The following is a 24,116-nucleotide window of genomic DNA, read 5'->3' on the forward strand; positions in this document are numbered from 1 at the left end:
ACCCCATCAAGCACCCCACCCGCCTCGAACGAGCCGCCGCTCTCGGGTGGGGGGTCGCGTTCGAGGAGGGCCAAGGCCTGTTCGAACGCGGCCGCCGGGTTCGTGGCCGCCAGGAGTGAGAAGGTGCGCTCGTCCCGGGCGGTCATAGCCGGATCCAACTCGTGACGACCGATGTGCCATCGTCCAGCCGGAACACGAGGCTCACCAGGCCCGCGGGCACGCGCGGCACGTAGAACAGCCCGGCGGACTCCGCGCGCGCGGAGATCCCGTCCGGCGGCAGATCCTGGTGCCGGACCTGCACGACGCCGGGCGACGACGGGATGATCCGCCCGGTGATCTCGCGGTCCCGGCCGTTGTCCGCCACCTCGATCTCCACGGCCGCCCCCGGGCCCGTGAACGTCAGCACGCGCCCCGTTCCGCCGCGGACCCCGGCCGCCGTCCGGCCGCCCCGGTCGTGCGACAGCTCCGCGAGCGTCGCCGACGGCGCCCGCCACGCGATCGACGCGCGGGCCGCCGCGAGGACGTCCTCGGGCACCGGGTCCAGGGTCTCGAACGCGCGCCGGACGCCCGCCATCAGCTCGTCGTCGTTCAAGGCACGAGCCTCCGCAGCGCGTCCAGGCACCGCGCCCGGGTCGGCGCGACGCTGCCGACGGGGATGCCGAGGGCGGCGGCCAGCTCGGCGTGGCTCGACGCGAGCGCGAACAGCCGCAGCAGCGTCCGGCAGCGCCGCGGCAGCGACTCCAGGGCCGCGCCGACCAGCCCCAGGCGCTCGCGGCTCAGCACCACCCGGTCGGGTTCCGGCTCCGGTGCCCGCGGCGCGGGGACGACCGGCAGGTCGCGTCCACGCCGGCGCACCAGGCGCAGGCTCTCGTTCCGCGCCGTCGTCGCGAGCCAGCAACCCGTCGCGGCCGGATCGCGCAGCGCGTCGATCCGTTCCACCAGGCGCAGCCATGTCGTCTGCACGACGTCGCCGGAATCGGCGTCGTTCAGCCCGTGCGAGCGGGCGATCGACCACAGCAACCCGCTGTGCCGCTCGACCAGCCGGGCCCACGCGGCGCCGTCGCCGTCGCGTGCCCGGACCACCAGCTCGTCCGTGCCGTCGTCCCATCGGGCCACCGAAGTCTCCTCCCGAGGCCCCCCGCTGGACGTTGACTCTATGCCATATCGGGATGACTCTGTGTTGGAAATTGACGCTCCGAGGCCGTCTCTTGCCCGGAACCGACGATGACGCCTAGGTCCGGCAGGGCTTGCTGCGCCACGGGATCGAGGACGCGGTCCGCGGCGTCGGCCGCGCCGAGGCCCTCCGCCGCCGCGAGCCCGGCGATCCGCCCCGCCACCACCGGCGCCGCGAACGAGGTCCCGCTCCACGTGGCGTAGCCGTCGAAGCGGTCGGGGTCCAGGCCGTCCACGGGCGGGCGCGTCCCGTCGAACTGCACGAACGTGCTGGTCACGTCCACGCCCTCCGCGCACGCGTCCACCCACCAGCCGTGGTTGGAGAACCAGGCCCGGTCGCCGCCGTCCAGCGCCGCGACGCCGATCACCGGCTTCATCGCGGCGGGCCAGAACGGCCGGTCGCCCGCGGTGTTCCCCGCGCACGCCACGACGACCGTCCGGCGGCCGAGCGCGGCGACCGCGCTCGACAGCACCGTCGAGGGACGGTCGTCGTAGGTGTGGCAGCCGAGGGAGATGTTCACGACATCGGCCCGTCCCCACCCGGCCAGCCACTCCAATGCGCGGATCACGTCGAGTTCGTCGCCGACCCCGTCGCCGCCGATGACGCGCCGGGCCCGCAGCCGCGCGGTGGGCGCGTGCCGCAGCACCACGCCCGCGACGAACGTGCCGTGCCCGGCCTGCGCGTCCAGCTCGAAGTCCAGATCGGCGTCGAGGACCTCCTCGGCCTCGCCGCGCTGCTCCCGGTACCACTCCGCGTCCTCGTACCACGGGTGCGGCGACAGGCCGGTGTCCAGGATCGCGACCGTCACCTCCCTGCGGGCCGCGGCGGCCTCCGGCGCGGGCACGGGCGGGGCGGGACGCGGAAGATCCGCGGGCCCGCTCCACCACATCGGCTGACCCTGGACGAGATGGTTCGGCGACACGCTCAGCCGCCGGCGCCGCCCGCCCGCGCTCAGCCCCTCCCCGCTCAGCCGGGCGGCGAGCTCGCACACGTCCACCTTCGCCCCAGCGCGCAGCCGCAGCCGCGTGACGGCGCGCTCGTCATGGCGCGAGTCGGACCAGCGCCGCACGAGGCTCTCGGCCGCGCCGGCGTCCCGCCCGGCGACCAGGATCTCGTCCCGGCGGATCAGCGCCGGACGGCCGGGCACCGGCTCCACCACCACCGCGCCGGGGTGCCGCGCCAGCACCCGTTCCAGCCGCGCCTGTTGATCGAACACCGGCCCTCACCCTCCCCGCACCGACGCCTGCACTCATCGTGCCGGAACGAGCACTCTGAGTGGCTGATCGTCAAGGGAATGTCGCGGCCGGAGACGGCCTCACCACGTTGCGCGGTTGCGCCTCCCGGCGGCCCGGCGCGGGCTAACCTTGTCGGTCGGCGCTCGTGAACGTTGCGCATCCTGCGGTCAAGCGTTCAACAAACGCCGAACTCACGGTGGTGCGACACGTGCCGATGATGCACAATGAGGGACGCGGACGCCGACTTGGGACGTACGAGGCCGTAGGGGAAGACGAGCCTCGGTACAGATCCAGGAGGTCCGGTGACCGCACGTGGCGTTTTCTACGTCCACTCCGCGCCGCCTGCGCTGAGCCCGCACATCGAGTGGGCCGCCGCAGGTGTTCTCGGTGTGCCCGTTTCCCTTGAGTGGGCAGATCAGGCGGCCGCGCCGGGAACGCTGCGCGCTGAGCTGCATTGGGAGGGCAGTCCGGGAACCGCCGCGGGCATCACCTCGGCGCTGCGAAATTGGAAGCTGGTGCGCTTCGAGGCCACCGAAGACCCCACGCCCGGCACCGACGGCGTCCGCTTCAGCTTCACCCCGTCCCTCGGGGTGTTCACCGGCGTCATCGGGGCCAGCGGCGACATCATGATCCCCGAGGACCGGCTCCGCTCCGCCATGGCCAACGCCGCCATCGGCAAGATCACCCTGGAGAACGAACTGGAGCGCCTCCTCGGCACCCCATGGGACAACGAACTGGAGCCCTTCCGCCGTGCCGGCGACGGAGCCCCCGTCCGCTGGCTACACGCCGCTGTGTAATTGCAGTGCCCTTGGCGTCAGACCCTGGCCCATACTTCGGTGGGCACTGCGGTGCGATCGCCGTGTCGCCCATACGGCCCGCACCGCAACCCCGCGACAACCTGAACCGTCGCGATCGCGTCCGAAGGCAGGTTTCGAGCGAAGCAAGAAACCTGATCGCGCAGCGAGCCGCTAGGCGAGCCGGAGCGATGCAGCGATCGCACCGCAGTGCCCGCCGAAGGAGGGCCCCAGGCCCGACGCCAAGGGAACTGCAATCAGATAGAGCGTTCGAAGGCTACTGAGACGTTGTGGCCGCCGAAGCCGAAGGAGTTGTTCAGGGCCGCGGCGGGGCCGTCGGGGATCTTGCGCGGTTCGTCGCGGACGATGTCCAGGTCGGCGTCGTCGTCCAGGTCGTCCAGGTTGGCGACGAAGGGGATGAGGCCCTCCTTCAGCGCGAGGACGGTGAAGACCGACTCCAGTGCTCCGGCGCCGCCGAGGAGGTGCCCGGTCATGGACTTGGTGGCGGTGACGGCCACCTGGGCGGCGGCCTCCTCGCCGAGCCCCGCCTTGATCGAGGCGAGTTCGGCGACGTCGCCGGCCGGTGTCGAGGTGGCGTGCGCGTTGATGTGGACGATGTCGGCGGGCTCCAGCCCGGCGTCCTTCAGGGCCCGCTGCATCGCCTTGGCCTGCCCGGAGCCGCTCGGGTCGGGCAGCACGATGTCGTAGGCGTCGCCGGAGTAGCCGCAGCCGGACGCGATGCCGTTGATCTGCGCGCCGCGGGCGCGGGCGTGTTCCTCCGACTCGAGGATCATCACGGCGGCGCCCTCGCCGAGCACGAACCCGTCGCGGTTCTTGTCGTAGGGGCGGGACGCGCGCTCCGGCTCCTCGTTGCGGGTCGACATCGCGCGCATGGCGCCGAACGAGGCCATCTGCAGCGGGTGGATGCACGACTCGGTGCCGCCGCAGATCACCACGTCGGCGCGGCCCGCGCGGATCATGTCGATGGCGTAGCCGACGGCCTCGCCGCTGGACGCGCAGGCGCTGACCAGGGCGTGCGAGCCGGCCATCGCGCCGAACTCGATGCCGACGTGTCCGGACGCGCCGTTCGGCATCAGCATCGGGACGGTGAAGGGCGAGACCCGCGACCAGCCCTTCTCCCGGAAGACGTCGTAGCTGTTGAGCGCGGTGTGCAGGCCGCCGATGCCGCTGGAGAACACGACGCCGAGACGCTCACCGTCCACGGCGAAGCCGCCCTCGACCCCGGAGTGCTCTTCCGGCTTCTTGCTCTTGCGCGAGGCGGCCGGGGCGAACCCGGCGTCGGTCCACGCCTCGCGGGCGGCGATCAGCGCGATCGACTGGTTGCGGTCGAGCCGGCGCAGCGTCTGCTTCGGCATGACCTCGGACGGGTCGACCTTCAGCGTCGCGGCGAACCGGACCGGCAGATCCTCGACGCCCTCCCAGTCCAATGGCCGGATCCCTGACTCTCCGGCGAGCAGGGCGGACCAGGTCGACGGCAGGTCTCCACCGAGTGGGGTCGTTGCACCGAGACCCGTCACGACGACTCTGGTCTGGCTCTTGCTCATAGCAGGTGCTCCTTGAGGACGGTGGGGGTGAAAGGGGCGTGCGCGCCGCCGCACGGTCCGGCCGTGCGGCGGCGCGCCGTCCCCGCGGCTCAGCTCTGCAGGTTCTGGACGAAGTTGATGACGTCCTTGACCGTCTTCAGGTTGCGCAGCTCGTCGTCGGGGATCTCGACGCCGAACTGGTCCTGGGCGGCCACGGCGATCTCGACCATCGACAGCGAGTCGATGTCGAGGTCGTCGATGAAGTTCTTGTCGGGGGTCACCTCGGACTTGTCGATGCCGACGATGTCGTCGATGATCTCGGCGAGGCCGTCCAGGATCTGCTGTTCGGTGGCGACTGCCATGGTTCCGCGTTCTCCTTCGGTGGGTTGGTCCAGAGCCTGCGAGCAGGCGTGACGGCCTACGGGATCTGGATGACTTGGGCAGCGTAGGACAGTCCGGCGCCGAACCCGACCAGGAGGGCCGGTGCGCCGGACGGCACGTCGCCGCGTTCGATCATTCGGGACAGGGCCAGCGGGATGGAGGCCCCCGAGGTGTTGCCCGACTGGACGATGTCGTCGGCCACGACGGCGCCGGTCGCCTTCATCTTGCGGGCGATCGCCTCGATGATCCGCAGGTTGGCCTGGTGCGGGACGACGGCGGCGAGGTCCTCGGGCTTGATCCCGGCGCGCTCGCACGCCTCGACGGCGACCGGGGCGATCGCGGAGGTCGCCCAGCGGAAGACCGCCTGCCCCTCCTGCCGGACGAACGAGTGCCGGTCCGGAATGATGATCTTGTCGTACTTGTCGCCGGCGCTGCCCCACACGACCGGGCCGATGCCGGGGGAGTCGCTGCCGGTCACGACCGCCGCGCCGGCCCCGTCCGCGAAGATGATGCAGGTGGAGCGGTCGGTCCAGTCGATCCACTGGGACATCTTCTCCGAGCCGATGACCAGCACGTTGCGGGCGCTGCCGGCGCGGACCGCGGCGCTCGCGGTGGCCAGGGCGTAGCAGAAGCCGGCGCAGGCGGCGTTGATGTCGAACGCGCCGGGCGCCCCGATGCCGAGCCGGTGCGCCACCTGCGCGGCGTGGCCGGGCATCGGCGACTCCGCCGAGCACGTCGCCAGGATGACCAGGTCGATGTCGGTCGGCGCGAGCCCGCTGCCCGCCAGGGCCTTGCCTCCGGCGTGCACGCCCAGCTCGACGATGCCCTCGTCGTCGCCGGCGATGCGGCGCTCGGCGATGCCGACGCGGCTGCGGATCCACTCGTCGTCGGTGTCGACGGTCAGCGCGATCTCGTCGTTGGTGACGACGCGGGCCGGCCGGTAGTCGCCGAAGGCGAGGATGCGGGCGCCGGACGTCGCCTCGGGGATGGTCAGGGCCCCGGTCATGACCGGTCCGCCTTGACCAGCTCGCGGGCCTTGTCCAGGTCCGCGGGGGTCTTCAGGGCGACCAGGTCGATCCCCTTCAGCTCGCGGCGGGCGAGGCCGGTCAGCGTCCCCGCGGGCGGCAGCTCGATGATCGCGGTGACGCCCAGGTCGCGCATGGTGTCCATGCACGCGTCCCACCGGACGGGTGTGCTGACCTGCTCGACGAGCCGCGCCACGAAGCCGGCCCCGGAGTCGACGACGGCTCCGTCGCGGTTCTGCAGCAGCCTCGTCCGCGGCTCGGCGACCGGTGCGCCGGACGCGAGGCGGCGCAGGGCGTCGACGGCCGGCGCCATGTGCTCGGTGTGGAAGGCGCCGGCGACCGACAGCGGGCGCAGCCGCGCCTTGGCGGGCGGCTCGTCGGCGAAGTCGGCGAGGCGGTCCATGGTCCCGGCGGCGACGATCTGCCCGGCGCCGTTGACGTTGGCGGGGGTGAGCCCGTGCTTGTCGATGGAGGCGAGGACGTCATCGGCGTCGCCGCCGAGCACGGCAGTCATCCCGGTCTCGGTGACGGCGGCGGCATCGGCCATCGCCCGTCCCCGCTCCCGGACGAGCACCAGCGCGGCCTCGGGGGACAGGACCCCGGCGATGGCGGCGGCGGCCAGTTCCCCGACGCTGTGGCCGGCGACGGCGTCCGGCACCCGGTGCTCGGGGGGCTCGTCCTCGTAGAGGGCCTCGTAGGCGGCGAGCGCGGCGGCGACCAGCAGCGGCTGCGCCACGGCGGTGTCGCGGATCTCCTCGGCGTCCGCCTCCGTCCCGAACCGGACCAGGTCGAGCCCCGTGACGGCCGACCACCAGGTGAGGCGGTCGGCGACTCCGGGTATCTCTAGCCATGGCTGCAGAAAGCCGGGGGATTGGGCGCCCTGGCCGGGCGATGCGAGGAGAATCACAGCGTCCAGCCTGCCGCGAACGTCCCTCCGCCCACGATGCGGATCACCACGAACTTTCGTCGAGGCGCTTTGTAAGACCCCTACAAGCTCGCGGTTTACATGCGGGTTTGGAAGCGGCCCAGGACCAGGGCTATGCGGAGGGTGAACGCGTTGCGACCGTCGGTGGGGGCCAGGCCGGTCAGCTCGGCGACGCGGCGGAGGCGGTAGCGGACGGTGTTGGGGTGCACGAACAGCAGGCGCGCGGTGGCCTCCAGGGACGAGCCCTGCTCGAGGTAGGTGGTGAGCGTGTCGAGGAGGGGGGCGCCCGCGACGAGCATCGGGTTGTAGACGCTGTCCACCAGGTAGAGGCGCGCGTCGTCGTCGCCGTCCAGCGCGCGTTCGGGCAGCAGCTCGGTCGCCTCGACCGGGCGGGGCGCGTCCGGCCAGCCGGCGGCGGAGCGGAGCCCGGCCACGGCGGCCTGCGCGGAGCGGGTGGAGTCGTAGAGGTCGGCGACCTGCGGGCCGACGACGACCGGGCCCGGTCCGCACTTGGCGGCGATGGGGCGGGCCGCGTCCATGGGGTCGGTGTCGCCGCCCACGATGACGATGACCCGGTGCCCCTGGACTCCGGCCAGGACGTCGGCGCGCGCGCGGCGTGCGGCGAGCTGCATCTGGTCGATGGTGACCTCGGGCTCCTCGTCCTCCGGCGTGAACCCCGCGATGACCGTCACGGGCTTGGACGTCCAGCCCAGGGCGGCGGCCCACGAGTGCATGCCGTCGTCGACCTCGCCGCGCAGCACCGCGTTGACGACGAGGGCCTCCAGCCGCGCGTCCCAGGCGGCGCGCGTCTCCGCGGCGCGGGCGTACACCTGGGCGGCGCCGAACGCGACGTCCCGGGTGTAGCGCAGGATGGCTTCGCGCAGCTGGGCCTCGCCGCCGGGCGCGGCCAGCTCGTCCAGCCGGGTCTCCACCACGTCGATGATGACGCGGATCATGTCGATCGTGTGGTGGAGCTTGATGGCGCGGAGCAGCTCGCGCGGCGCGGTGCCGAACACCTCGCCGGCGATGGCCGGGCGGGTCTGCTCGTCGTTCTTGAACCACTCGACGAACGCCGCGATGCCCGCCTGGGCGACGAGGCCGATCCAGGAGCGCTGGTCGGCCGGCATGCGCCGGAACCAGGGGAGGTGCTCCTCCATGCTGTTCAAGGCCGCGGTGCCGAACGTCCCCATGGCCTTCTCCAGGCGCTGGGTGGTCTGCTCGCGGATTTCGGCCTCGCTCGGGGTGTCCACAACCCCAGAGTGCCACCACCATGGCGGTGACCCGTCAGAAAGCGAGTGAACCGGGTCAGCCCGGAGTGACATCGGACTCCTTTCCGAGCGCGATGCCGGTGAGGTTCCGCAGGGACGTCGAGCCCGGTTCGAGGTAGTCGCTGTGGCCGCCGGTACCCGCGTCGAAGACCCGCGCGCCGAACGAGGAGGAGACCGGGTCGCGTCCGAGGCCGAGCCCGAGGATGCGGACGTGCGGGACGTCCTCCATCCAGTCCGCGGCTCCCCGCCCCGCCCATATGCGGGCGGTGCCGTCGAGCTTCGCGGCGGACCACACCGTCGTGCCGGGGCTGCCGTAGAGGGCGATGTCGGTGACCTGCCGCCAGGCCGGCCCTCCGGGGCCGTCCAGCGCGGCGCGGCCGCACACCACCGAGCCGTAACTGTGGCAGAGCAGGCCGACGCCGGCGGACGGGTTGACCCTGTGGACGCCCTCCAGGAAACGGCGCAGCTGCCTGGCCCCCTCGTCGGCGCGCTCACCGGTGAGGACGTCGCTGCTGAACGTCCGTGGAGCCGCGTATCCGAGCCACGCGACGACGGCCAGATCCGGTTGCGGGGATTTGGACGCGGCCTGCGCGTAGACGGCGCGTGCCCCGCCGCCCGGGGTCGACCACGGTTTGTCGCCGCGCTCGTCGAACGCCGTGAGCGTGGTGTCGGCGCCGGGGACGAGCACCGCGACCCTCCGCGCCCTGGTGAGGTCGCCGATGACCTCGATGGCCCGTCCACCGCCGCGTGGGTCGAAGTAGAGGAAGCGGCGTCCCGGCCGGAGGAACGCGCCGAGGGCCCGCGTCCGGTCGCCGTCGCCGATCTTCTGCGCCGTCTCGAGGGCCTTCTCGATGGACCGGCGTTCTGCGGTGTACCGGACGTCCAGCGTCGAGGGCGCCATCTCCGGGACGGCGACGGGCGGGGCGTACGGCTCGGCGTGGCCGGTACCGGCGGTCGTCAGCATGACGCCCGCGATGGACAAGGCGCAGGCCAGGACCCTCCGGAGCCGTCGGGTGCGCGGCGGGATCGGCTGGCGTGGCGGCGGCATCGAGGTCTTTCTACCATCCAAGATCGTCTGGCCGGTCTCGGCGGGCGCCCGGCTTAAGGGACTCTTCGTGAGATGTACGGCGCCGCGCTCATGTTCGTTGTGTGGTTCGCGTCACGCCCCGGCCTGTGCTTCGACGGGCGCGGGTGCTCGAAGCCGCGGAGCAGGGTCCGCAGCGCGGCGAGCGCGCCGGCGCAGACCGCCAGCCAGGGCAGCCTTTCCGCGATCCACGCGGGCCGGTCGGGTGCGGTGTGCAGCCCCGGCAGGCTACCGAACGCGAGCAGCGCCCCCGTGGTGACGGCCAGCAGCGCCGTCTGGTGCCACAGGAAGATCGTCATGGCGGAGCGGTTGGCGCCGGAGATCACCGAACGGACCCGGGCCCGCCGCGTCCAGCGGGTCAGCGGCCCGTGCAGCAGCAGCGCCAGGCCCGCCTGGGCGAGGCCGAACGCGACCGCGGCGAGCGTGGGCGGGCTGAGGTTGGACACCTCGGCGCCCGGCACGCCGACCATGCTCGCCGGATACCCCGCGAACAGGACCAGCAGGACGGTCGCCGCGCCGCCCCCGCCCAGCAGGACGAGTCCCGACCGGCGGGAGCCGAGCGCGCCGTCCGCCCAGCCGACGCCCAGGTAGAACGGCACGAGCCAGGCGGTGAAGACGGTCGCCCAGCCCGTCCACCCGGGCGTGTCGAGGACGAAGCGGCCGGCGTCGATGGCGGCGGTCGCGGCGACGAGGAGGGCGGCGCCCCAGAGACCGAGCCGGTCCCAGACGGCCGCGACCGCCGGTGTCATCGCCGTCAGCACCACGTACACGGCCAGGAACCAGAGCGGGCTGAGCACGAGTTCGACCACGGTGCGCAGGCTGTCCGCAGAGAACCCCGCCCAGGACAGTGCGGCCGCCGCGGGGATCCATGCCGCCGCGAGAACGGGGAGGGGCCGTGTGAAGCGGGCGAGACGCTGCCGCAGCCTGCGGCCCCACGGCTCGCCGGGACGCAGGCCCTTGGCCGACGCGTAGCCGCCGACCAGGAAGAACACGGCGAGCGTTTGCAGCACCCAGGAGATCGGGGCCAGCTCGGGCATCGTGCGGAGCGGGCTGGTGACCCGCAGATCCGCGCCGGAACCGTCGGCGACGAAGGCGGTGACCAGCCAGTGGCCGAGCACGACGCCGAGTATCGCGAACGCGCGCAGGGCGTCGATGGCCAAGTCACGGCCTTGCGGGACCTCGCCCTGGAGAGGTGGCTTCTTGTCGAGCACGGACTCAGGCACGGGTGACCTCCGAGGCGCGGCCGAGGGCGATCAGGGCGAGGTTGCGGAGCGCGAGGGAGCCGGGTTTCAGGTAGGCGCTGTGCGGTCCCGTCCCGGCGTCGAAGCGCAGGGCGCCGAAGCCGGAGGAGGCGGGATCCGCGCCGAAACCCAGACCGGCGAAGCGGAAGTTCGGCACGAACCGCATCCAGTCGCCCTTCGACCGGGCCGCCCAGACGCGGGCGGACGCTCCGAGGCCGGCGGCGCTGTCCGCCGTGGTCCCGGGGCTGCCGTACAGGGCGATGTCGTCCACCGGCAGCGACGCGAGAGGCCGTGCGGCCTCGGCGCACACCACCGAGCCGTAGCTGTGGCAGAGGAGCGCGAACCGGGCGTGCCCGTTCACGCGGCGAACGCCGGTGAGGAGACGTTCGAGATTCCGTGCGCCCTCCTGGGCGATGCCTGCCGACAGGACGCCGGTGCTCAGCGTCGACGGCGAGTCGTAACCGAGCCAGGCGATCGCGGCGATCCGCTCGCCGGGAGCGTCGGTCTTGGCCTGCCGGTAGAGCGCACGGGTATCGCCGCCGACGAACTTGGGGTCGTCGTAGTTGGTCAGCGTGTTGTCCGCGCCGGGCACGACGACGGCGATCCGGTCGGCGTGCTCTAGGTCGCCGATGACCTCGGCAGCCCGTCCGTCACCTCGCGGGTCGAACGATAGGAAGCGGCGGCCCTCTGTGAGGAACGACGACAGGACGCGCATCCTGTCGTCGTCCTGGACGCCTTTCGCGGTGGCCAGCGCCTGGGCGATGTCTTGCCGTGTGGCCTGGTAGCGGACGTCCAGGGTCTCCGCCGACAGGCCGGGCGTCGTGCGCGGCGCCGCGTACACCTCGGCGTGGCCCGCCGCGGCGCTCGTCGAACCGGTCGCCGCGAGGAGCACGACGGCGGCCGCGGCCTTGCGAACGCGGAGCATCAGGGACGTCCCTCCTGGTCAGTGAGTTGGAGCACTGATCAGGAAGGTAGAAATCGGACGCTGTAGAGCAGATCAACCGCTGGTGTGGTCTTGCGCCATGCGACCGCGGTCGTACGAATGCGACCCGGGTATCAGTCGCCGGGGCGGACCAACCCCACGTCGTAGGCGTAGACGATGGCCTGCGGCCGGTCACGCAGCCCGAGCTTCATCAGGATCCGCCCGAAATGCGTCTTGACGGTCTGCTCCGCGACGACCAGCTCCCCGGCGATCTCGCCGTTGGACAGCCCGCGCGCCACCAGCGCCAGGACCTCGGTCTCCCGCTCGGTCAGCTCGTCCAGCCGCTTGCGGGACGGCGCCGGCCGCCCGCCGAGCCGGGAGAACTCCGCGATGAGCCGCCGGGTGATCGACGGCGACAGCAGCGCGTCGCCCCCGGCCACGACCCGGACCGCGTCCGCCAGCTCCGTCGCGGACGCGTCCTTCAGCAGGAAACCGCTGGCCCCGGCGCGCAGCGCCTCGTAGACGTAGTCGTCCAGGTCGAACGTGGTGAGCATGAGGATCTTCGGTACGCCGTCGCCCGCGCCGTCGAGGATGCGGCGGGTGGCCTCCAGCCCGTCCATCACCGGCATCCGGACGTCCATCAGCACCACGTCCGGGCGCAGCTCGGCGACCCGGCGCAGGCCCTCCTCACCGTTCACCGCCTCGCCCACGACCTCGATGTCGGGCTGAGCGTTCAGCAGCACGCCGAACCCGGTGCGCACCATGCCCTGATCGTCGACGATCACCACCCGCACGGTCACGACCGGTCCCGCGCCTTCACCGGCAGGTTGGCGGTCACGGCGAATCCTCCCTCGGGCGTGGACCGGGCGGTCAGCTCGCCGCCGAGCGCGGCGGCCCGCTCGCGCATCCCGACCAGCCCGTGACCGCCGCCCGGCGGCAGCGGGGCGGGTGCCTTCCCGTCCCCGGGCGGGCCGTTGACGACGCCGAGCCACACTATTGCCTCGTCGCTGGACACCTCGACGTGCACCCGCGAACCGGGCGCGTGCCGCATCGCGTTGCTCAGTGCCTCCTGAAGGATCCTGAACGCGGTGAGCCCCACGCCCGGCGGGAGGCCGGCGATGTCGCCGGCCAGCGAGGTCTCCACCCGCAGTCCCGCGCCCCGCGCGTTGGCGATCAGCTCCTCCAGCCGGTCCAGGCTCGGCTGCGGGGCGGTCTCGGCGCCGTCCTCCGAACGCAGGACGCCGAGCACCCGGCGCAGCTCGGTCAGCGCGTCCAGCGCCGTCGCGCGGATCTCCGCGAGATCCCGCCGCGTCTCGTCCGGTACCGCCTCGGCCTTGTAGGGCGCGGCCTCCGCCTGGATCGCGATCATCGACATGTGGTGCGCGACGACGTCGTGCAGCTCCCGCGCGATCCGCTGCCGCTCGGTCAGGACCGCCTCGGCGTCGGCGTGCCGCCGCTCCTGCTCGGCCAGCTCCCGCCGCGACGTCCGCCGCACCCGGAACATGTAGCCCACGGTCACCGGCAGCAGGATCAGGACCGATGCGCCGGGCGCCGTCTCCGTGTCTTTGATCCAGACGCCGGCGGCCGACAGGAACGCCGCGCCGAGCGTGATCGTCCCCGGGCAGCGCACCGCCACCGTGTACAGCGTCATGATCGCCGCGAAGACCCCGCCCGGGACGTACGGAACGGTCATGTACGCGCTCACGTCGATCAGCGCCATCATCACGAAGCTCAGCCGCCAGGCGGCCAGCGGATGCAGCTCGCGCAGCACCAGCGGCACGCTCAGGACGACCGCGATCAGCAGCGCCGTGCCGTCCCCTGGATAGCCGGGGTGCGCAAAGCCCTGCTCGGTGCCCTCGGTCCGCAGCAGCGAGTTCGTCCCGGCGATCAGCCCGATCGTGACGGCGAGCCAGACCAGGCTCGAAGCCACTCCGTACGGCAGCCGCCCGATCCCGATGAACCGGGTCCAGCGCAGCAGCACGGGCCAGGGGCGGTCGAGCGGTGCGGGCTCGGCGCGTCCGGTCACCGCCGCGGCCAGCATCCCGTCCACCAGTACCGTCCGCAACGGATTCCGCTCGATCTCCCCCACCATGCCGACCAGGCTAGAGAGCCCGCACGCCGCCCCGGATGACACCGTGGTGGGACACGTCCGTCATACCCGGGTACGGTGCGGTGCGTGGAGCCCGTCGAAGCGCTGCGCCGTATCGCGTTCCTGCTGGAGCGCGCCCATGAGCCGACCTACCGGGTGCGGGCGTTCCGCGCCGCCGCCGACCTCGCCGGGCGGACGCCCGCGGACGAACTCGCCGCCCGCGCCCGCGAGGGCACGCTGACCGCGCTCCCCGGCATCGGCAAGGTCACGGCACTGGTGATCGAAGAGGCGCTGCGCGGCGAGACGCCCGTCTACCTGCGCCGCCTGGAGGCCACCGAAGGGGAGCCGCTGGACGAGGCCGCCACCGCCCTCCGCTCCGCGCTCAAGGGCGACCTGCACACCCACAGCGACTGGTCGGACGGCGGCTCCCCGATCCTGGAGATGGCCGAAACGGCCCGCTCCCTCGGCCACGAGTACCTCGCCCTCACCGACCATTCACCGCGCCTCAAGGTCGCCAACGGCCTGTCGGCCGAGCGTCTCGGGCGCCAGCTCGACCTCGTCGCCGAACTCAACAAGGACCTTGCGCCGTTCCAGATCCTCACGGGCATCGAGGTCGACATCCTGGAGGACGGCACCCTCGACCAGGATCCCGCCCTCCTGGAGCGTCTGGACGTCGTCGTCGCCAGCGTCCACTCCAAACTCCGCATGGACCGCGTCGCCATGACCAAACGCATGGTCGCGGCGATCGCGAACCCCCGCGTGAACGTCCTCGGCCACTGCACCGGACGCATCGTCAAAGCCGGCGGCAAGCGCGGCGGCCTGCGCCCCGAGTCGGAGTTCGACGCCGCCCTCGTCTTCGACGCCTGCGCCGCCTACGACGTCGCCGTGGAGATCAACTCCCGTCCGGAACGCCTCGACCCGCCCAAGCGGCTGCTCCGGCTCGCCGTGGAGGCGGGCTGCCGCTTCTCCATCGACTCCGACGCCCATGCCCCGGGCCAGCTCGACTGGCAGCACTTCGGGTGCGAACGCGCCGCCCGCTGCGCGGTCCCGGCGGAGCGGCTGGTCAACACCCTTCCGGCGTCCGACCTGGTCTCCTGGACGCATTCCAAGCTCTGACGTTTCCCAGCTCTGACGTCAGCCGCGCAGGGAGCAGTCGTTCACGATGTCGCCGGTCGCGGGGCGGGGGAGCGTGGCGCTCTCGGGCGGGTTGGGGCCGCCCTGCGTCCACTTCTCCAGGGCGGTGAAGGCGGTGCGCATGCAGGGGACGAGCGGGCGCAGGCGGTCCGGGTAGGTGTCGTAGAGGCCGTCGACGTGGTTGGCGGCCTCCAGGCGGTAGTAGCGGAAGGGCGCCTTGCCGCGGGCGCGGACGAGTTCGGCGTAGGCGTCCGAGTCGGTGCTGATGGGAAGCAGCGTGTCGTAGGTCCCGTGAAGCGTCATCAGGGGTTTGCGGATACGGCCCGTGAGGGCGACCCGGGCCACCGCGCGGTGCACTTTCCGGGGGCGTGCGGCGTAGTCGTAGTCGGCCTCGTCGCCCGTGTAGGCGGGGTCGAATTCCTCGCGGTAGATGCGCTGGGTCAGTGCCCAGTAGACCTGGTTGTGGAACGGCCAGAGGAACTCTGATCCGGGGGCCAGCCCGGCCTTCAGGAGCGCCTTGCGGGCGGACGGGTCGCCGGCCTCGTAGGACGGGTAGGCCCGGAGGACGGACGGCAGGTAGGTGAAGAGGTTCGGGCCCTGCGCGCGCCAGAGGGTGCCCTCCGCGTCGATGCCTCCGTCGTAGAGGTGGGGGCGGTTCTCCAGCTGCCAGCGGACGAGGTAGCCGCCGTTGGAGATGCCCGCCGCGTAGGTGCTGCTCGGGCGGCGGCCGTAGTGGCGGGCGACGGTCCGCTTGGCGGCGCGGGTCAGCTGGGTCACGCGGCGGTTCCATTCGACGACGGCGTCGCCGGGGCGGCGGCCGTCCCGGTAGAACTCCGTGCCGCTGTTGCCCTTGTCGGTCGCGGCGTAGGCGTACCCCTGGGCGAGGACCCAGTCGGAAATGGTGAAGTCGTTGGCGTACTGACGCCTGTTGCCGGGCGAGCCGGCGACGACGAGCCCGCCGTTCCACCGGTCGGGCAGGCGGATGACGAACTGGGCGTCGTGGTTCCAGCCATGGTTGGTGTTGAACGTGGACGTGTCCGGGAAATAGCCGTCCACCTGGACGCCGGGGACGCCGGACGGGTTCCGGGTTCCGGCGGCGTGCAGGCCCGCCCAGTCGGCGGGGACGGTGTGGCCCGAGCCGGCCGTCCCCGCGGTGGTGAGATCGTCCAGGTGGGCCACGACCTGCTTCTCCGCGCCCGGGACGACCGGCCGGGGTGCGGGGCCGTGCTCCTGTGCGTGTGCCGGGGCGGTCAGTGCGGCGGCGACGGCGCCGGCGGTCAGGACGCTGCGGACGATCATTCCGGCTCCTCGGGGCGGACGTCAGATGCCCGTCATGGTCCAGCGAGGCGGTGACCCCTACCACGTGGCGCGCCCACATATCGGCGGCGGCCGCCATGTGCCCGTGGCGGTGACCTGGGAGTGGTGTGGGCCACATCCGTAGGCGGGGGCCGGAATGTGGGTGCCGGTCACATGGTCCGTGGTGCGGGGGCCACCTAGCGTTCCCGGTCACGGCGGCCCGAGTGTGCTCCGGGTCACCTTAGACGAGCGCAAGGAGGGCGCATGGGCGACCCCGTCCCGAAGGGCCCCGTCCCCGAAGACCCCGTGCTGGAAGACCCCGTGCCGGAAGGACCCGTGCTGGAAGGACCCGTGCCGGAGCATCCGGTCCTGTCGGCGCGTGGCCTGGTCCGGGAGTTCCGCGGCTTCAGGGCCGTGGACGGCGTGGACCTCGATATCGCCGAGGGCTCGGTCCACGCGCTGGTGGGCCCGAACGGTGCCGGCAAGACCACGCTGTTCAACCTGCTGACCGGGTTCCTGAAGCCGACCGAGGGCAGTGTCCGGCTCGGCGACCACGAGCTGGCCGGACGGGCGCCGGAACGGATCGCGCGACTCGGCCTGGCCAGGTCGTTCCAGATCACGAGCCTGTTCGCCGAGCTCACCCCGAGGCAGCACGTGGAGCTGGCCCTGGCGGGACGCACCGGCCTCGGCTGGCGGTTCTGGCGGTCCGACAGCGCGCTTGGACGCTACTCCGGGCGCGCGGCCGGACTGCTCGAACAGGTCGGCCTGGAGGACCACGGAGAGACCCCGGCGGGCTCGCTGGCGTACGGACGCAAGCGCGCGCTCGAACTGGCCCTGGCCCTCGCGCTCGATCCGAAGGTGCTGCTGCTCGACGAGCCGACCGCCGGCATGGGCGTGGAGGACGTCGACCGAACCGTCGCGCTCATCAGGAAGGTGAGGGCCGGACGCACCGTCGTCCTGGTGGAGCACAACATGAGCGTCGTCTCCAGCCTCGCCGACCGCGTCACGGTCCTGCAGCACGGACAGGTCCTCGTCGAAGGCCCCTACGTCGAGATCCGTCACGACCCGCGCGTCGTCACCGCCTACCTCGGAGACTCCAATGCTGCGCATTGACGGACTGTCCGCCTGGTACGGCGAGGCGCAGGCGCTGCGTGAAGTGTCCATGCACGTGGGCAAGGGCGAAATCGTCACGCTCGTCGGACGCAATGGGGCCGGCAAGACCACCCTCCTGCGCAGCCTCATGGGACTCCATCAAGCAGCGTCCGGGACGGTGCGGTTCCTAGGCGATGACATCTCCGCACTGAGCCCGCACAAGCGAAGCCGTCGCGGACTCGGCTACGTCCCGGACGACCGGGGCGTCTTCGCCACCCTGTCGGTCGAGGAGAACCTCACGCTGCCGCCCGTCATGGGGCCGGACCCTTGGTCGCTGGAACGGGTGTACGAGACGTTCCCGATGCTGCGCGAACGGCGCAGGTTCCCCGGGACGAAGCTGTCGGGCGGCGAGCAGCAGATGCTCGCGCTCGCCCGGGTGCTGCGGACGGGTGCCCGGCTGCTGCTGTGCGACGAGCCCACCGAGGGCCTGTCGCCGCTGATCGTCGCCCAGATCGGCGAGATCCTCCGCGAGGTCAAGGCCGCCGGGGCCACCGTCCTGCTCATCGAGCAGAACGTGCACTTCGCCGCCACCGTCGCCGACCGCCACCACCTGCTCGCCGAGGGCCGGATCGTCGAGTCCATGGACAACGACGAGGTCCTCGCCCGCGAGCACGAACTGCTGCAGTACCTCGGAATCTAGGGAGAGCCCAGATGAGACTTCTCGGACGTTCGGCCGCGCTCGCGACCGCCGGAGCACTGCTGGCCGCCTGCGGGGGCGGGCCCGCCGGGGGCGGCGGCAAGATCAGCGACGACAAGATCGTCCTCGCCGTGCTGACCGACCAGTCGGGCGTGTACGCCGACCTGTCGGGCAAGAACGCCGTCGAGGCTGTGAAGATGGCCGTCGCCGACTTCAAGGCCGAGCACGGCGACAAGGCCGTGACCGGCGACATCGAGGTGATCTCCGCCGACCACCAGAACAAGCCGGAGGTCGCCAACTCCAAGGCGCAGGAACTCTACGACCGGCAGCAGGCCGACATGATCGTGGACGTCCCGACCTCGTCCGCCGCGCTCGCGGTCGCCAACGTCGCCAAGACGAAGAAGAAGGTGTTCATCGACACCGGCGCCGCCACCACGGAACTGACCGGCAAGCAGTGCAACAAGTACACCTTCCACTACGGCTACAACAGCTACATGCTCGCCCACGGGACGGGCACCGCGCTGACCAAGGACGGCGCCAAGAACTGGTATCTCGTGTACCCGGACTACGCGTTCGGGCAGGACATGGAGAAGACGTTCCGGGCGGCGGTCGAAGCGTCCGGAGGGAAGATCGTCGAGAGTGACCCGACGCCCTTCCCGAACGACAACTTCTCCACCTTCCTGCTGAAGGCGCCCGGCCTCGACCCCAAGCCCCAGGTGGTCGGCGCCATGCAGGCCGGAGGCGACCTCGTCAACCTGGTCAAGCAGTACAACGAGTACAAGCTGCGCGACAAGGGCGTGGACCTCGCGGTCGGCCTGATGTTCCTGACCGACATCCACTCCCTCGGCCCGGACGCCCTGGCCGGGACGCGTTTCACCGACTTCTGGTACTGGAACGCCGACGAGGGCAACCGGGCCTGGGCGGACAAGTTCCACGCCAAGACCGGCACCCGCCCGACGGCCGTCCACGCGGCCGACTACTCGGCGGCGCTGCAGTACCTGGAGGCCGTGCAGCGCGGCGGCACCGACAAGGCCGACGACGTGGTCGCGCAGCTCGAAGGCCACAAGGTCGACGACGTCTTCACCTCCACCGGCACCATCCGCGCCGAGGACCACCTGCTCACCCACGACGCCTACCTCGCGGAGGTGAAGCCTTCGAGCGAGGTCAAGGAGCCGTGGGACTACGAGAAGATCGTCTCGACGATCCCGGCGGCCGAGGCGTTCCAGAAGCCCGACGCGGCCTGCAAGCTCTGAGGCGGCCCGCGCATGCTCCAACAGGCGTTCAACGGCCTGGTGGGCGGGGCGTTCTACGCCCTGCTCGCCCTCGGCCTGTCGGTCATCTTCGGGATGCTGCACGTCGTCAACTTCGCGCACGGCGCGTTCTACATGCTCGGCGCGTTCGGCTCGTACGTGCTGCTCGACTCGTTCGGCGTGAGCTTCTGGCTGGCGCTGCCGCTCGTCCCTGTCGTGCTGGGCGTGGTCGGCATCGTGCTGGAGCGGCTGTTCATCCGCCGTCTCGCGCCCCTCGACCCGCTCTACAACTTCCTGTTCACCTTCGGTCTCGCGCTGATCCTGCAGGACCTGGTCAAACGGCAGTACGGCGTGCAGTCGCAGCCGTACCCGCGGCCGTCCGCGCTGGGCGGCTCGCTCGACCTGGGCCTGTTCACGTACCCGACCTACCAGGTGTTCGTGCTCGTGGTGTCCGTGCTGGTGTGCGGGGGAGTGTGGGTGGTCCTCACCCGCACCCGCGTCGGGATGATCGTCCGGGCCTCGACCGAGCGGCCCGAGCTGACCCGCGCGCTCGGCATCGACGTCGCCCGCTGGGTGACGCCCGTCTTCGGGTTCGGCGTCGCGCTCGCCGGGCTCGCCGGCGTCCTGGCCGCGCCGATGCGGGCGGTCAACCCGCTGATGGGCGCCGACCTGATCATCACGGTGTTCGCCGTCGTGGTGATCGGCGGCCTCGGCTCGGTGTTCGGGTCGGTCGCGGCCGGGTTCACGGTCGGGGTCGTGTCGGCGCTCGGCTACTACTACGTCCCCTCGCTCTCGCAGACCCTGGTGTTCATCCTGATGGCCATCGTGCTGCTGTGGCGTCCCGCCGGCCTGTTCGGACGCGAGGAGGCGACGATATGACCCCCGTATCCGCAGGCGCCGCCATGATCGATGAGGAGACGCGGTGATCCTCTCCAAGCTGGCCGGACGGCCGTTCCTGCTGACCATCGGGCTGCTGGTGGCGCTCGGACTGCCCTGGTTCGTCTATCCGCCGGTCGCGATGGACATCCTCTGCTGGGCGCTGTTCGCCGCCGCCGTCGACCTGCTGCTCGGCTTCACCGGGCTGCTGTCGTTCGGGCACGCCGCCTTCTGGGGCGGTTCCGCCTACGTCACGGGCCTGATAGCGCTGCACTCCGGTCTGCCGTTTCCCGTCGCCGTACTGGGCGGAGCCGTCTTCGCGGCGGTGCTGGCCGTCCCGATCGGGTTCCTGTCCGTCCGGCTGCGCGGCATCTACTTCGCGATGGTCACCCTGGCGTTCGCCCAGATGGTCTACTTCATCGCCAACCAGTGGCGGGACGCGACCGGCGGAGAGAACGGACTGCAGGGCATCCCCAAGGAGATGTTCGGGCTGGACCTGTCCGACCCGTTCTACTTCTACTACGCGGGGCTTCCCTTCATCCTGGTCGGCCTGTTCGTCGTCTGGCGGATCGTCCGTTCCCCCTTCGGACGGGTGCTGATGTCCATCCGCGACAACCCCGCCAGGGCGCGGGCACTCGGATACAGCGTCGACCGGTACAAGCTGCTCGCGTTCGTGCTGTCGGCAGGCCTGTCCGGGCTGGCCGGCGGCGTGTTCACCATCAGCCACGGCTTCGCGTCCCTGCAAGGCGTCTACTGGACGACCTCGGGGCAGGCCGTGATGATGGTCGTCCTCGGCGGCATCGGCACCCTGTGGGGCGGCGCCATCGGCGCGGCCCTGGTCGTGCAGCTGCACGACTACCTGGCCACGGCCGGGTTCGAGGAGACCGGGATCATCACCGGCACCATCTTCATCCTGGTCGTCCTGCTGTTCCGCCGCGGCGTATGGGGCACCGCCCGCGATCTGATCGCCGCCCGCCGGGCCCGCCGTCCCGAACCCGAGACCGAGAACGCCAAGGTGGAGGCCCCTGTCTGACCACCTCCGGTCTGCGGCGGGCCGCCCTTGAGGACGCTTCCTCAAGAGCGGCCCGCCGCAGGTCAACGTGAGAGGCGGTGGAGGCGGAGGGCCAGCTGGAGTTCCAGGGCGCGTTCGGGGGTCTGCCAGTCGTCGCCCAGGAGGCGGCCTATGCGGTCCAGGCGCTGGCTGACGGTGTTGACGTGGATGTGCAGGAGCCCGGCGGTCCTGGACAGGCTGCCGCCGGTACCGAAGTAGGCGTCCAGCGTCCGGACGAGCGCCGTGCCGCGCCGCTCGTCGTAGTCGAGGACGGCGCCGAGCGCGCCGGTGAGGAAGCCCGTCACGTCCCGGTCGTCCCCGATGAGCAGGCCGACGAAGCCGAGTTCGGTCGCGTCGGCCCCGTCGCCGAGGCGGCCGAGGGCCCGCAGGGCGTCCGCGCAGCGCTGCGCCTCACGGTGGGCGGACGCGACCTCGGCCGCCCCCAGCACCGGGCCGGCGGCGCCGACCGTGGCGGGGCCGCCGAGCGAGGTGCCCAGCTCCTTGGCGATCCGGCGCGCCGCCTCGTCCGGACGGTCGCCCGGCAGCAGCAGGACGATCTCCCCGGCGCGGGAGGCGGCCAGTCCGTGCTCCACCGCCGCGTAGGACGACGCCCAGAACGCGGCACGCTGCCGGTACTCCTGCGGACCGTACTTCGCGCACAGCACCACGTGCGGGACGGTCAGATCGACGTTCACGCGCCGCGCGCGGGCCGTCAGCGCCTCCGCCCCGGTCTGGCGGCCCGAGAGCAGGTCGTCGAGCAGCTCGCCGCGCACCCGCCCCTCGGCCTCGGTCACGCTCCGCTGGAACAGCAGCAGCAGCGCGGTGACGAGCGCGGCCCGCTCCAGGATCCGCTGGTCGGCGTCGGACACCTCGTCCGGCGTGCGCAGCGCCAGCGTCCCGAGCATCTCGTCGCCGGTGGACACCGACGCGATCCACAGATCGCCGCGCCTGACCGTCCGGCCCTGCGCCCGCGCGGAGTGCGCCGAGGCCGCGACCCCGACGAGCTCGTCGTCGTCGAGGGAGGCCGAGGCGGCGCCCGTCGTCGCGAGCTGGCGGCCGTCGGCGTCCAGGACGTGCAGGGTCCCGCCCAGCAGTTCGGTCACGATGGCTCCGACGTCTTCCACGCCACCGCCGCGGACGACGACGGCCGTCATCCGGTCGTGCGCGCGCGCCGCCCTCTCTACGGCCGCGCTACGCGCCTTGACCTCCTCGTTGGCCGTGCTCAGCTCTTCCAAGGCGGTGCGGGTCTCGTCCAGAAGCCGGGCATTGTCGATCGCCACCGCGGCGTGCGCGGCCAGAGAACCCAGCAGCGCGACCTCTTCGGGATCGAACGGACGCTCGCTGCGGTTCGCGGCCGTCAGGACGCCGATCACCCGGCTGCCGAGCCTCATGGGCACGCCCAGGATCGCGACGATGCCCTCCTCGGCGACCGCGTCGTCGATGAAACCGCGGTGCTGGAACTGCGCGTCCCCGAGGTAGTGCTCGCTGGTGTAGGGCATCGCGGTCTGCGCGACCAGGCCGACCAGCCCGGTGCCCATCGGCAGCCTCAGCCTCCGGAACGCCGCCGACACCGAGCCGTCCGTGACCCGCATGTAGGTCTCGCCGATCTCGTCGTCGTTCAGCGTGAGGTAGGCGATGTCGGCGTTGAGCAGCCGCCGGGCGCGGCGGGTGATCGCCTCCAGCACGGCGTCGAGGTCGCGCAGCCCCGCCAGGTCGCCGGCGGTGTCGAACAGCGCCTCCAGCTCCGCCTCCCGCCGGGCGTGGCGCCGCATCACCGCCCGGACCCGCAGCGCCGCCAGCTTCGCCGATTCCAGCTCCTCCAGGACGGCCGGCGGTGCGCCCTCCGCCCGCGCCTGGACGAGGGGCCCCTCGAACTCGACGGGGGAAGCCTCGCGGGCCAGCAGTTCGAGGAAGACACCGCAGGTCATACGGGCCATTGTCAATGCGCCGTCCAGCCGCCGTCGAGCCCGAGGGACACCCCGGTGACCATCGACGCGGGCGGCGAGCAGAGATATGCGACGAGTTCGGCCACCTCTTCCGGCTCGATCAGCCGTTTCACCGCCGCGTGCTCAAGCATGATGCGTTCGATGACCTCGTCCGGCGGCATGCCGTGCGCGCGCGCCTGGTCGGCGATCTGCCGCTCCACCAGTGGGGTCCGGACATAGGCGGGATTGACGCAGTTGGACGTCACGCCATGTGGGGCGCCTTCCAGTGCGATCACCTTGGACAACCCCTCCAGACCGTGTTTGGCGGTCACATAAGCGGACTTGAACGGCGACGCGCGCAGCCCGTGAACGGACGAGATGTTGACGATGCGCCCCCAGCCCCGCTCGTACATGCCGGGCAGCGCCTCCCGGACGAGACGGAACGGAGCCTCCACCATCAGCCGCATGATCCGCGCGAACGTCTCGGGCGGGAAGTCATGGACGGGCGCCACATGCTGGATGCCCGCGTTGTTGACCAGGATGTCGACGTCGGCCGCGAGCCCGTCGAGCGCGTCCGTGTCGGCCAGGTCGGCCAGGAGCGGGATCCCGCCGATCTCGGCCGCCGCCCGCTCCGCCGCCTCGCCGTCTATGTCGGCCACCACCACCCGCGCGCCGGCCGCGGCCAGCCGCCCGGCGCACGCGCGGCCGATCCCGCCCGCGCCGCCGGTGACCAGGGCGCGCCGGCCCGACAGATCCAGCGTCCCCGAAGTCCCCGCGGCCGCCGGCCGCGGCGTCACGCTCGTCATGCGCAGAACCTACGAAGCGCGACCCCTGCCGCCCATGTGGCCAGAGCACACAATCCGATGCCGGATGGTATGGACCGAGTCGCATTCACCTCGTTCTCGCCGTCCCGCGGACCGCGTGAAGATCAGGGCTTGGCACGCTCGGTCCGCCGACGCCGCGAGGGTCCAGAGCATTTGGCGGTTGAGTGCCCATGGGTGCCCGTTGCCATTTATGAGTGGCATGGTTGTGGAGTTGGTGGAACGGAAGGTGCACAAAGCTCGGTTGCCTGTGTGTCGGTGGTGGCAAGGTATGTCGCGGGTGGAGGAGGGG

General features: G+C 71.9%; 23 protein-coding genes. 7 read left to right on the top strand and 16 right to left on the bottom strand.

All coding sequences use genetic code 11. The features are described from left to right. Positions 1–142 precede the first annotated feature (142 nt). From E1285_RS28745 to E1285_RS28755, 3 genes are read right to left on the bottom strand one after another with little or no spacing between them, the layout of a single operon-like run. Complete coding sequence (locus tag E1285_RS28745; protein ID WP_132157542.1) at positions 143–592, bottom strand: hypothetical protein; 450 nt, start codon at positions 590–592, stop codon at positions 143–145. Then, a complete protein-coding gene (locus E1285_RS28750) occupies positions 589–1,116 on the bottom strand; it encodes a sigma-70 family RNA polymerase sigma factor (RefSeq protein ID WP_132157544.1) in 528 nt (175 codons plus the stop codon). Before E1285_RS28750 ends, E1285_RS28745 begins: the two co-directional genes overlap by 4 nt. Before the next feature lie 38 nt (positions 1,117–1,154). Beyond that, positions 1,155–2,390 (bottom strand): S8/S53 family peptidase, encoded by a 1,236-nt coding sequence (locus E1285_RS28755; RefSeq protein ID WP_243723112.1) that lies wholly within the window; start codon positions 2,388–2,390, stop codon positions 1,155–1,157. A gap of 321 nt (positions 2,391–2,711) precedes the next feature. On the opposite strand from E1285_RS28755, the gene E1285_RS28760 reads away from it, so the two are divergent. Beyond that, on the top strand, positions 2,712–3,206 hold the full coding sequence (locus E1285_RS28760) for a DUF3145 domain-containing protein (protein WP_132157546.1): 495 nt from the start codon (positions 2,712–2,714) through the stop codon (positions 3,204–3,206). 254 nt (positions 3,207–3,460) lie between these two features. Here the strand turns inward: E1285_RS28760 and E1285_RS28765 are convergent, their stop codons facing one another. The 10 genes from E1285_RS28765 to E1285_RS28810 all read right to left on the bottom strand — a co-directional run bounded on the left by E1285_RS28765 (position 3,461) and on the right by E1285_RS28810 (position 13,685). Next, positions 3,461–4,768, bottom strand: coding sequence for a beta-ketoacyl-[acyl-carrier-protein] synthase family protein (locus E1285_RS28765; RefSeq protein ID WP_132157548.1), 1,308 nt, complete (start codon positions 4,766–4,768; stop codon positions 3,461–3,463). An 89-nt stretch (positions 4,769–4,857) separates the two neighbouring features. Next, positions 4,858–5,109 (bottom strand): acyl carrier protein, encoded by a 252-nt coding sequence (locus E1285_RS28770; protein WP_131877390.1) that lies wholly within the window; start codon positions 5,107–5,109, stop codon positions 4,858–4,860. Between the two features lie 56 nt (positions 5,110–5,165). Further along, complete coding sequence (locus E1285_RS28775) at positions 5,166–6,134, bottom strand: beta-ketoacyl-ACP synthase III (protein ID WP_207946885.1); 969 nt, start codon at positions 6,132–6,134, stop codon at positions 5,166–5,168. Then, complete coding sequence (locus tag E1285_RS28780; protein ID WP_132157550.1) at positions 6,131–7,060, bottom strand: ACP S-malonyltransferase; 930 nt, start codon at positions 7,058–7,060, stop codon at positions 6,131–6,133. Before E1285_RS28780 ends, E1285_RS28775 begins: the two co-directional genes overlap by 4 nt. Positions 7,061–7,155: 95 nt before the next feature. Further along, complete coding sequence (locus E1285_RS28785) at positions 7,156–8,328, bottom strand: helix-turn-helix domain-containing protein (RefSeq protein ID WP_132157552.1); 1,173 nt, start codon at positions 8,326–8,328, stop codon at positions 7,156–7,158. Between the two features lie 55 nt (positions 8,329–8,383). Continuing rightward, a complete protein-coding gene (locus E1285_RS28790) occupies positions 8,384–9,394 on the bottom strand; it encodes an alpha/beta hydrolase (protein WP_132157554.1) in 1,011 nt (336 codons plus the stop codon). Positions 9,395–9,447: 53 nt separating this feature from the next. Next, positions 9,448–10,653, bottom strand: a complete 1,206-nt coding sequence (locus E1285_RS28795) for an acyltransferase (RefSeq protein ID WP_243723113.1) — start codon at positions 10,651–10,653, stop codon at positions 9,448–9,450. After that, positions 10,646–11,596: an alpha/beta hydrolase gene (locus tag E1285_RS28800; RefSeq protein WP_132157556.1), complete on the bottom strand. Its 951-nt coding sequence runs from the start codon at positions 11,594–11,596 to the stop codon at positions 10,646–10,648. The genes E1285_RS28795 and E1285_RS28800 overlap by 8 nt, the downstream gene beginning before the upstream one ends. Before the next feature lie 131 nt (positions 11,597–11,727). Continuing rightward, entirely contained in the window at positions 11,728–12,393 is a 666-nt protein-coding gene (locus E1285_RS28805; protein WP_132157558.1) for a response regulator transcription factor, read from the bottom strand. After that, a complete protein-coding gene (locus tag E1285_RS28810; protein WP_132157560.1) occupies positions 12,390–13,685 on the bottom strand; it encodes a sensor histidine kinase in 1,296 nt (431 codons plus the stop codon). The genes E1285_RS28805 and E1285_RS28810 overlap by 4 nt, the downstream gene beginning before the upstream one ends. A gap of 84 nt (positions 13,686–13,769) precedes the next feature. Here E1285_RS28810 and E1285_RS28815 point away from each other — a divergent pair, with 84 nt between their 5' ends. Continuing rightward, positions 13,770–14,798, top strand: a complete 1,029-nt coding sequence (locus E1285_RS28815; RefSeq protein ID WP_207946887.1) for a PHP domain-containing protein — start codon at positions 13,770–13,772, stop codon at positions 14,796–14,798. Between the two features lie 18 nt (positions 14,799–14,816). On the opposite strand, the gene E1285_RS28820 is transcribed toward E1285_RS28815, so the two are convergent. After that, on the bottom strand, positions 14,817–16,115 hold the full coding sequence (locus tag E1285_RS28820) for a tannase/feruloyl esterase family alpha/beta hydrolase (RefSeq protein WP_132157564.1): 1,299 nt from the start codon (positions 16,113–16,115) through the stop codon (positions 14,817–14,819). Positions 16,116–16,376: 261 nt separating this feature from the next. Between E1285_RS28820 and E1285_RS28825 the strand changes: the two genes are divergently transcribed. Genes E1285_RS28825 through E1285_RS28845 form a run of 5 tightly spaced genes read left to right on the top strand, consistent with a single transcriptional unit; the run spans position 16,377 to position 21,060 of the window. Continuing rightward, entirely contained in the window at positions 16,377–17,225 is an 849-nt protein-coding gene (locus E1285_RS28825) for an ABC transporter ATP-binding protein (RefSeq protein ID WP_132157566.1), read from the top strand. Beyond that, entirely contained in the window at positions 17,212–17,904 is a 693-nt protein-coding gene (locus tag E1285_RS28830) for an ABC transporter ATP-binding protein (RefSeq protein WP_132157568.1), read from the top strand. The genes E1285_RS28825 and E1285_RS28830 overlap by 14 nt, the downstream gene beginning before the upstream one ends. Before the next feature lie 11 nt (positions 17,905–17,915). Then, complete coding sequence (locus E1285_RS28835) at positions 17,916–19,154, top strand: ABC transporter substrate-binding protein (protein WP_132157570.1); 1,239 nt, start codon at positions 17,916–17,918, stop codon at positions 19,152–19,154. A gap of 12 nt (positions 19,155–19,166) precedes the next feature. Beyond that, positions 19,167–20,030 (top strand): branched-chain amino acid ABC transporter permease, encoded by an 864-nt coding sequence (locus E1285_RS28840; protein WP_132157572.1) that lies wholly within the window; start codon positions 19,167–19,169, stop codon positions 20,028–20,030. Between the two features lie 43 nt (positions 20,031–20,073). Then, positions 20,074–21,060: a branched-chain amino acid ABC transporter permease gene (locus E1285_RS28845; protein WP_207946888.1), complete on the top strand. Its 987-nt coding sequence runs from the start codon at positions 20,074–20,076 to the stop codon at positions 21,058–21,060. Positions 21,061–21,122: 62 nt separating this feature from the next. On the opposite strand, the gene E1285_RS28850 is transcribed toward E1285_RS28845, so the two are convergent. Together E1285_RS28850 and E1285_RS28855 are read right to left on the bottom strand one after the other, a co-directional pair. Continuing rightward, positions 21,123–23,006: a GAF domain-containing protein gene (locus E1285_RS28850; protein WP_243723114.1), complete on the bottom strand. Its 1,884-nt coding sequence runs from the start codon at positions 23,004–23,006 to the stop codon at positions 21,123–21,125. Positions 23,007–23,017: 11 nt separating this feature from the next. Then, a complete protein-coding gene (locus E1285_RS28855) occupies positions 23,018–23,809 on the bottom strand; it encodes a 3-hydroxybutyrate dehydrogenase (protein ID WP_132157574.1) in 792 nt (263 codons plus the stop codon). Positions 23,810–24,116 lie beyond the last annotated feature (307 nt).

The organism is Actinomadura sp. 7K507, from assembly GCF_004348425.1.
Taxonomy (GTDB): domain Bacteria; phylum Actinomycetota; class Actinomycetes; order Streptosporangiales; family Streptosporangiaceae; genus Spirillospora.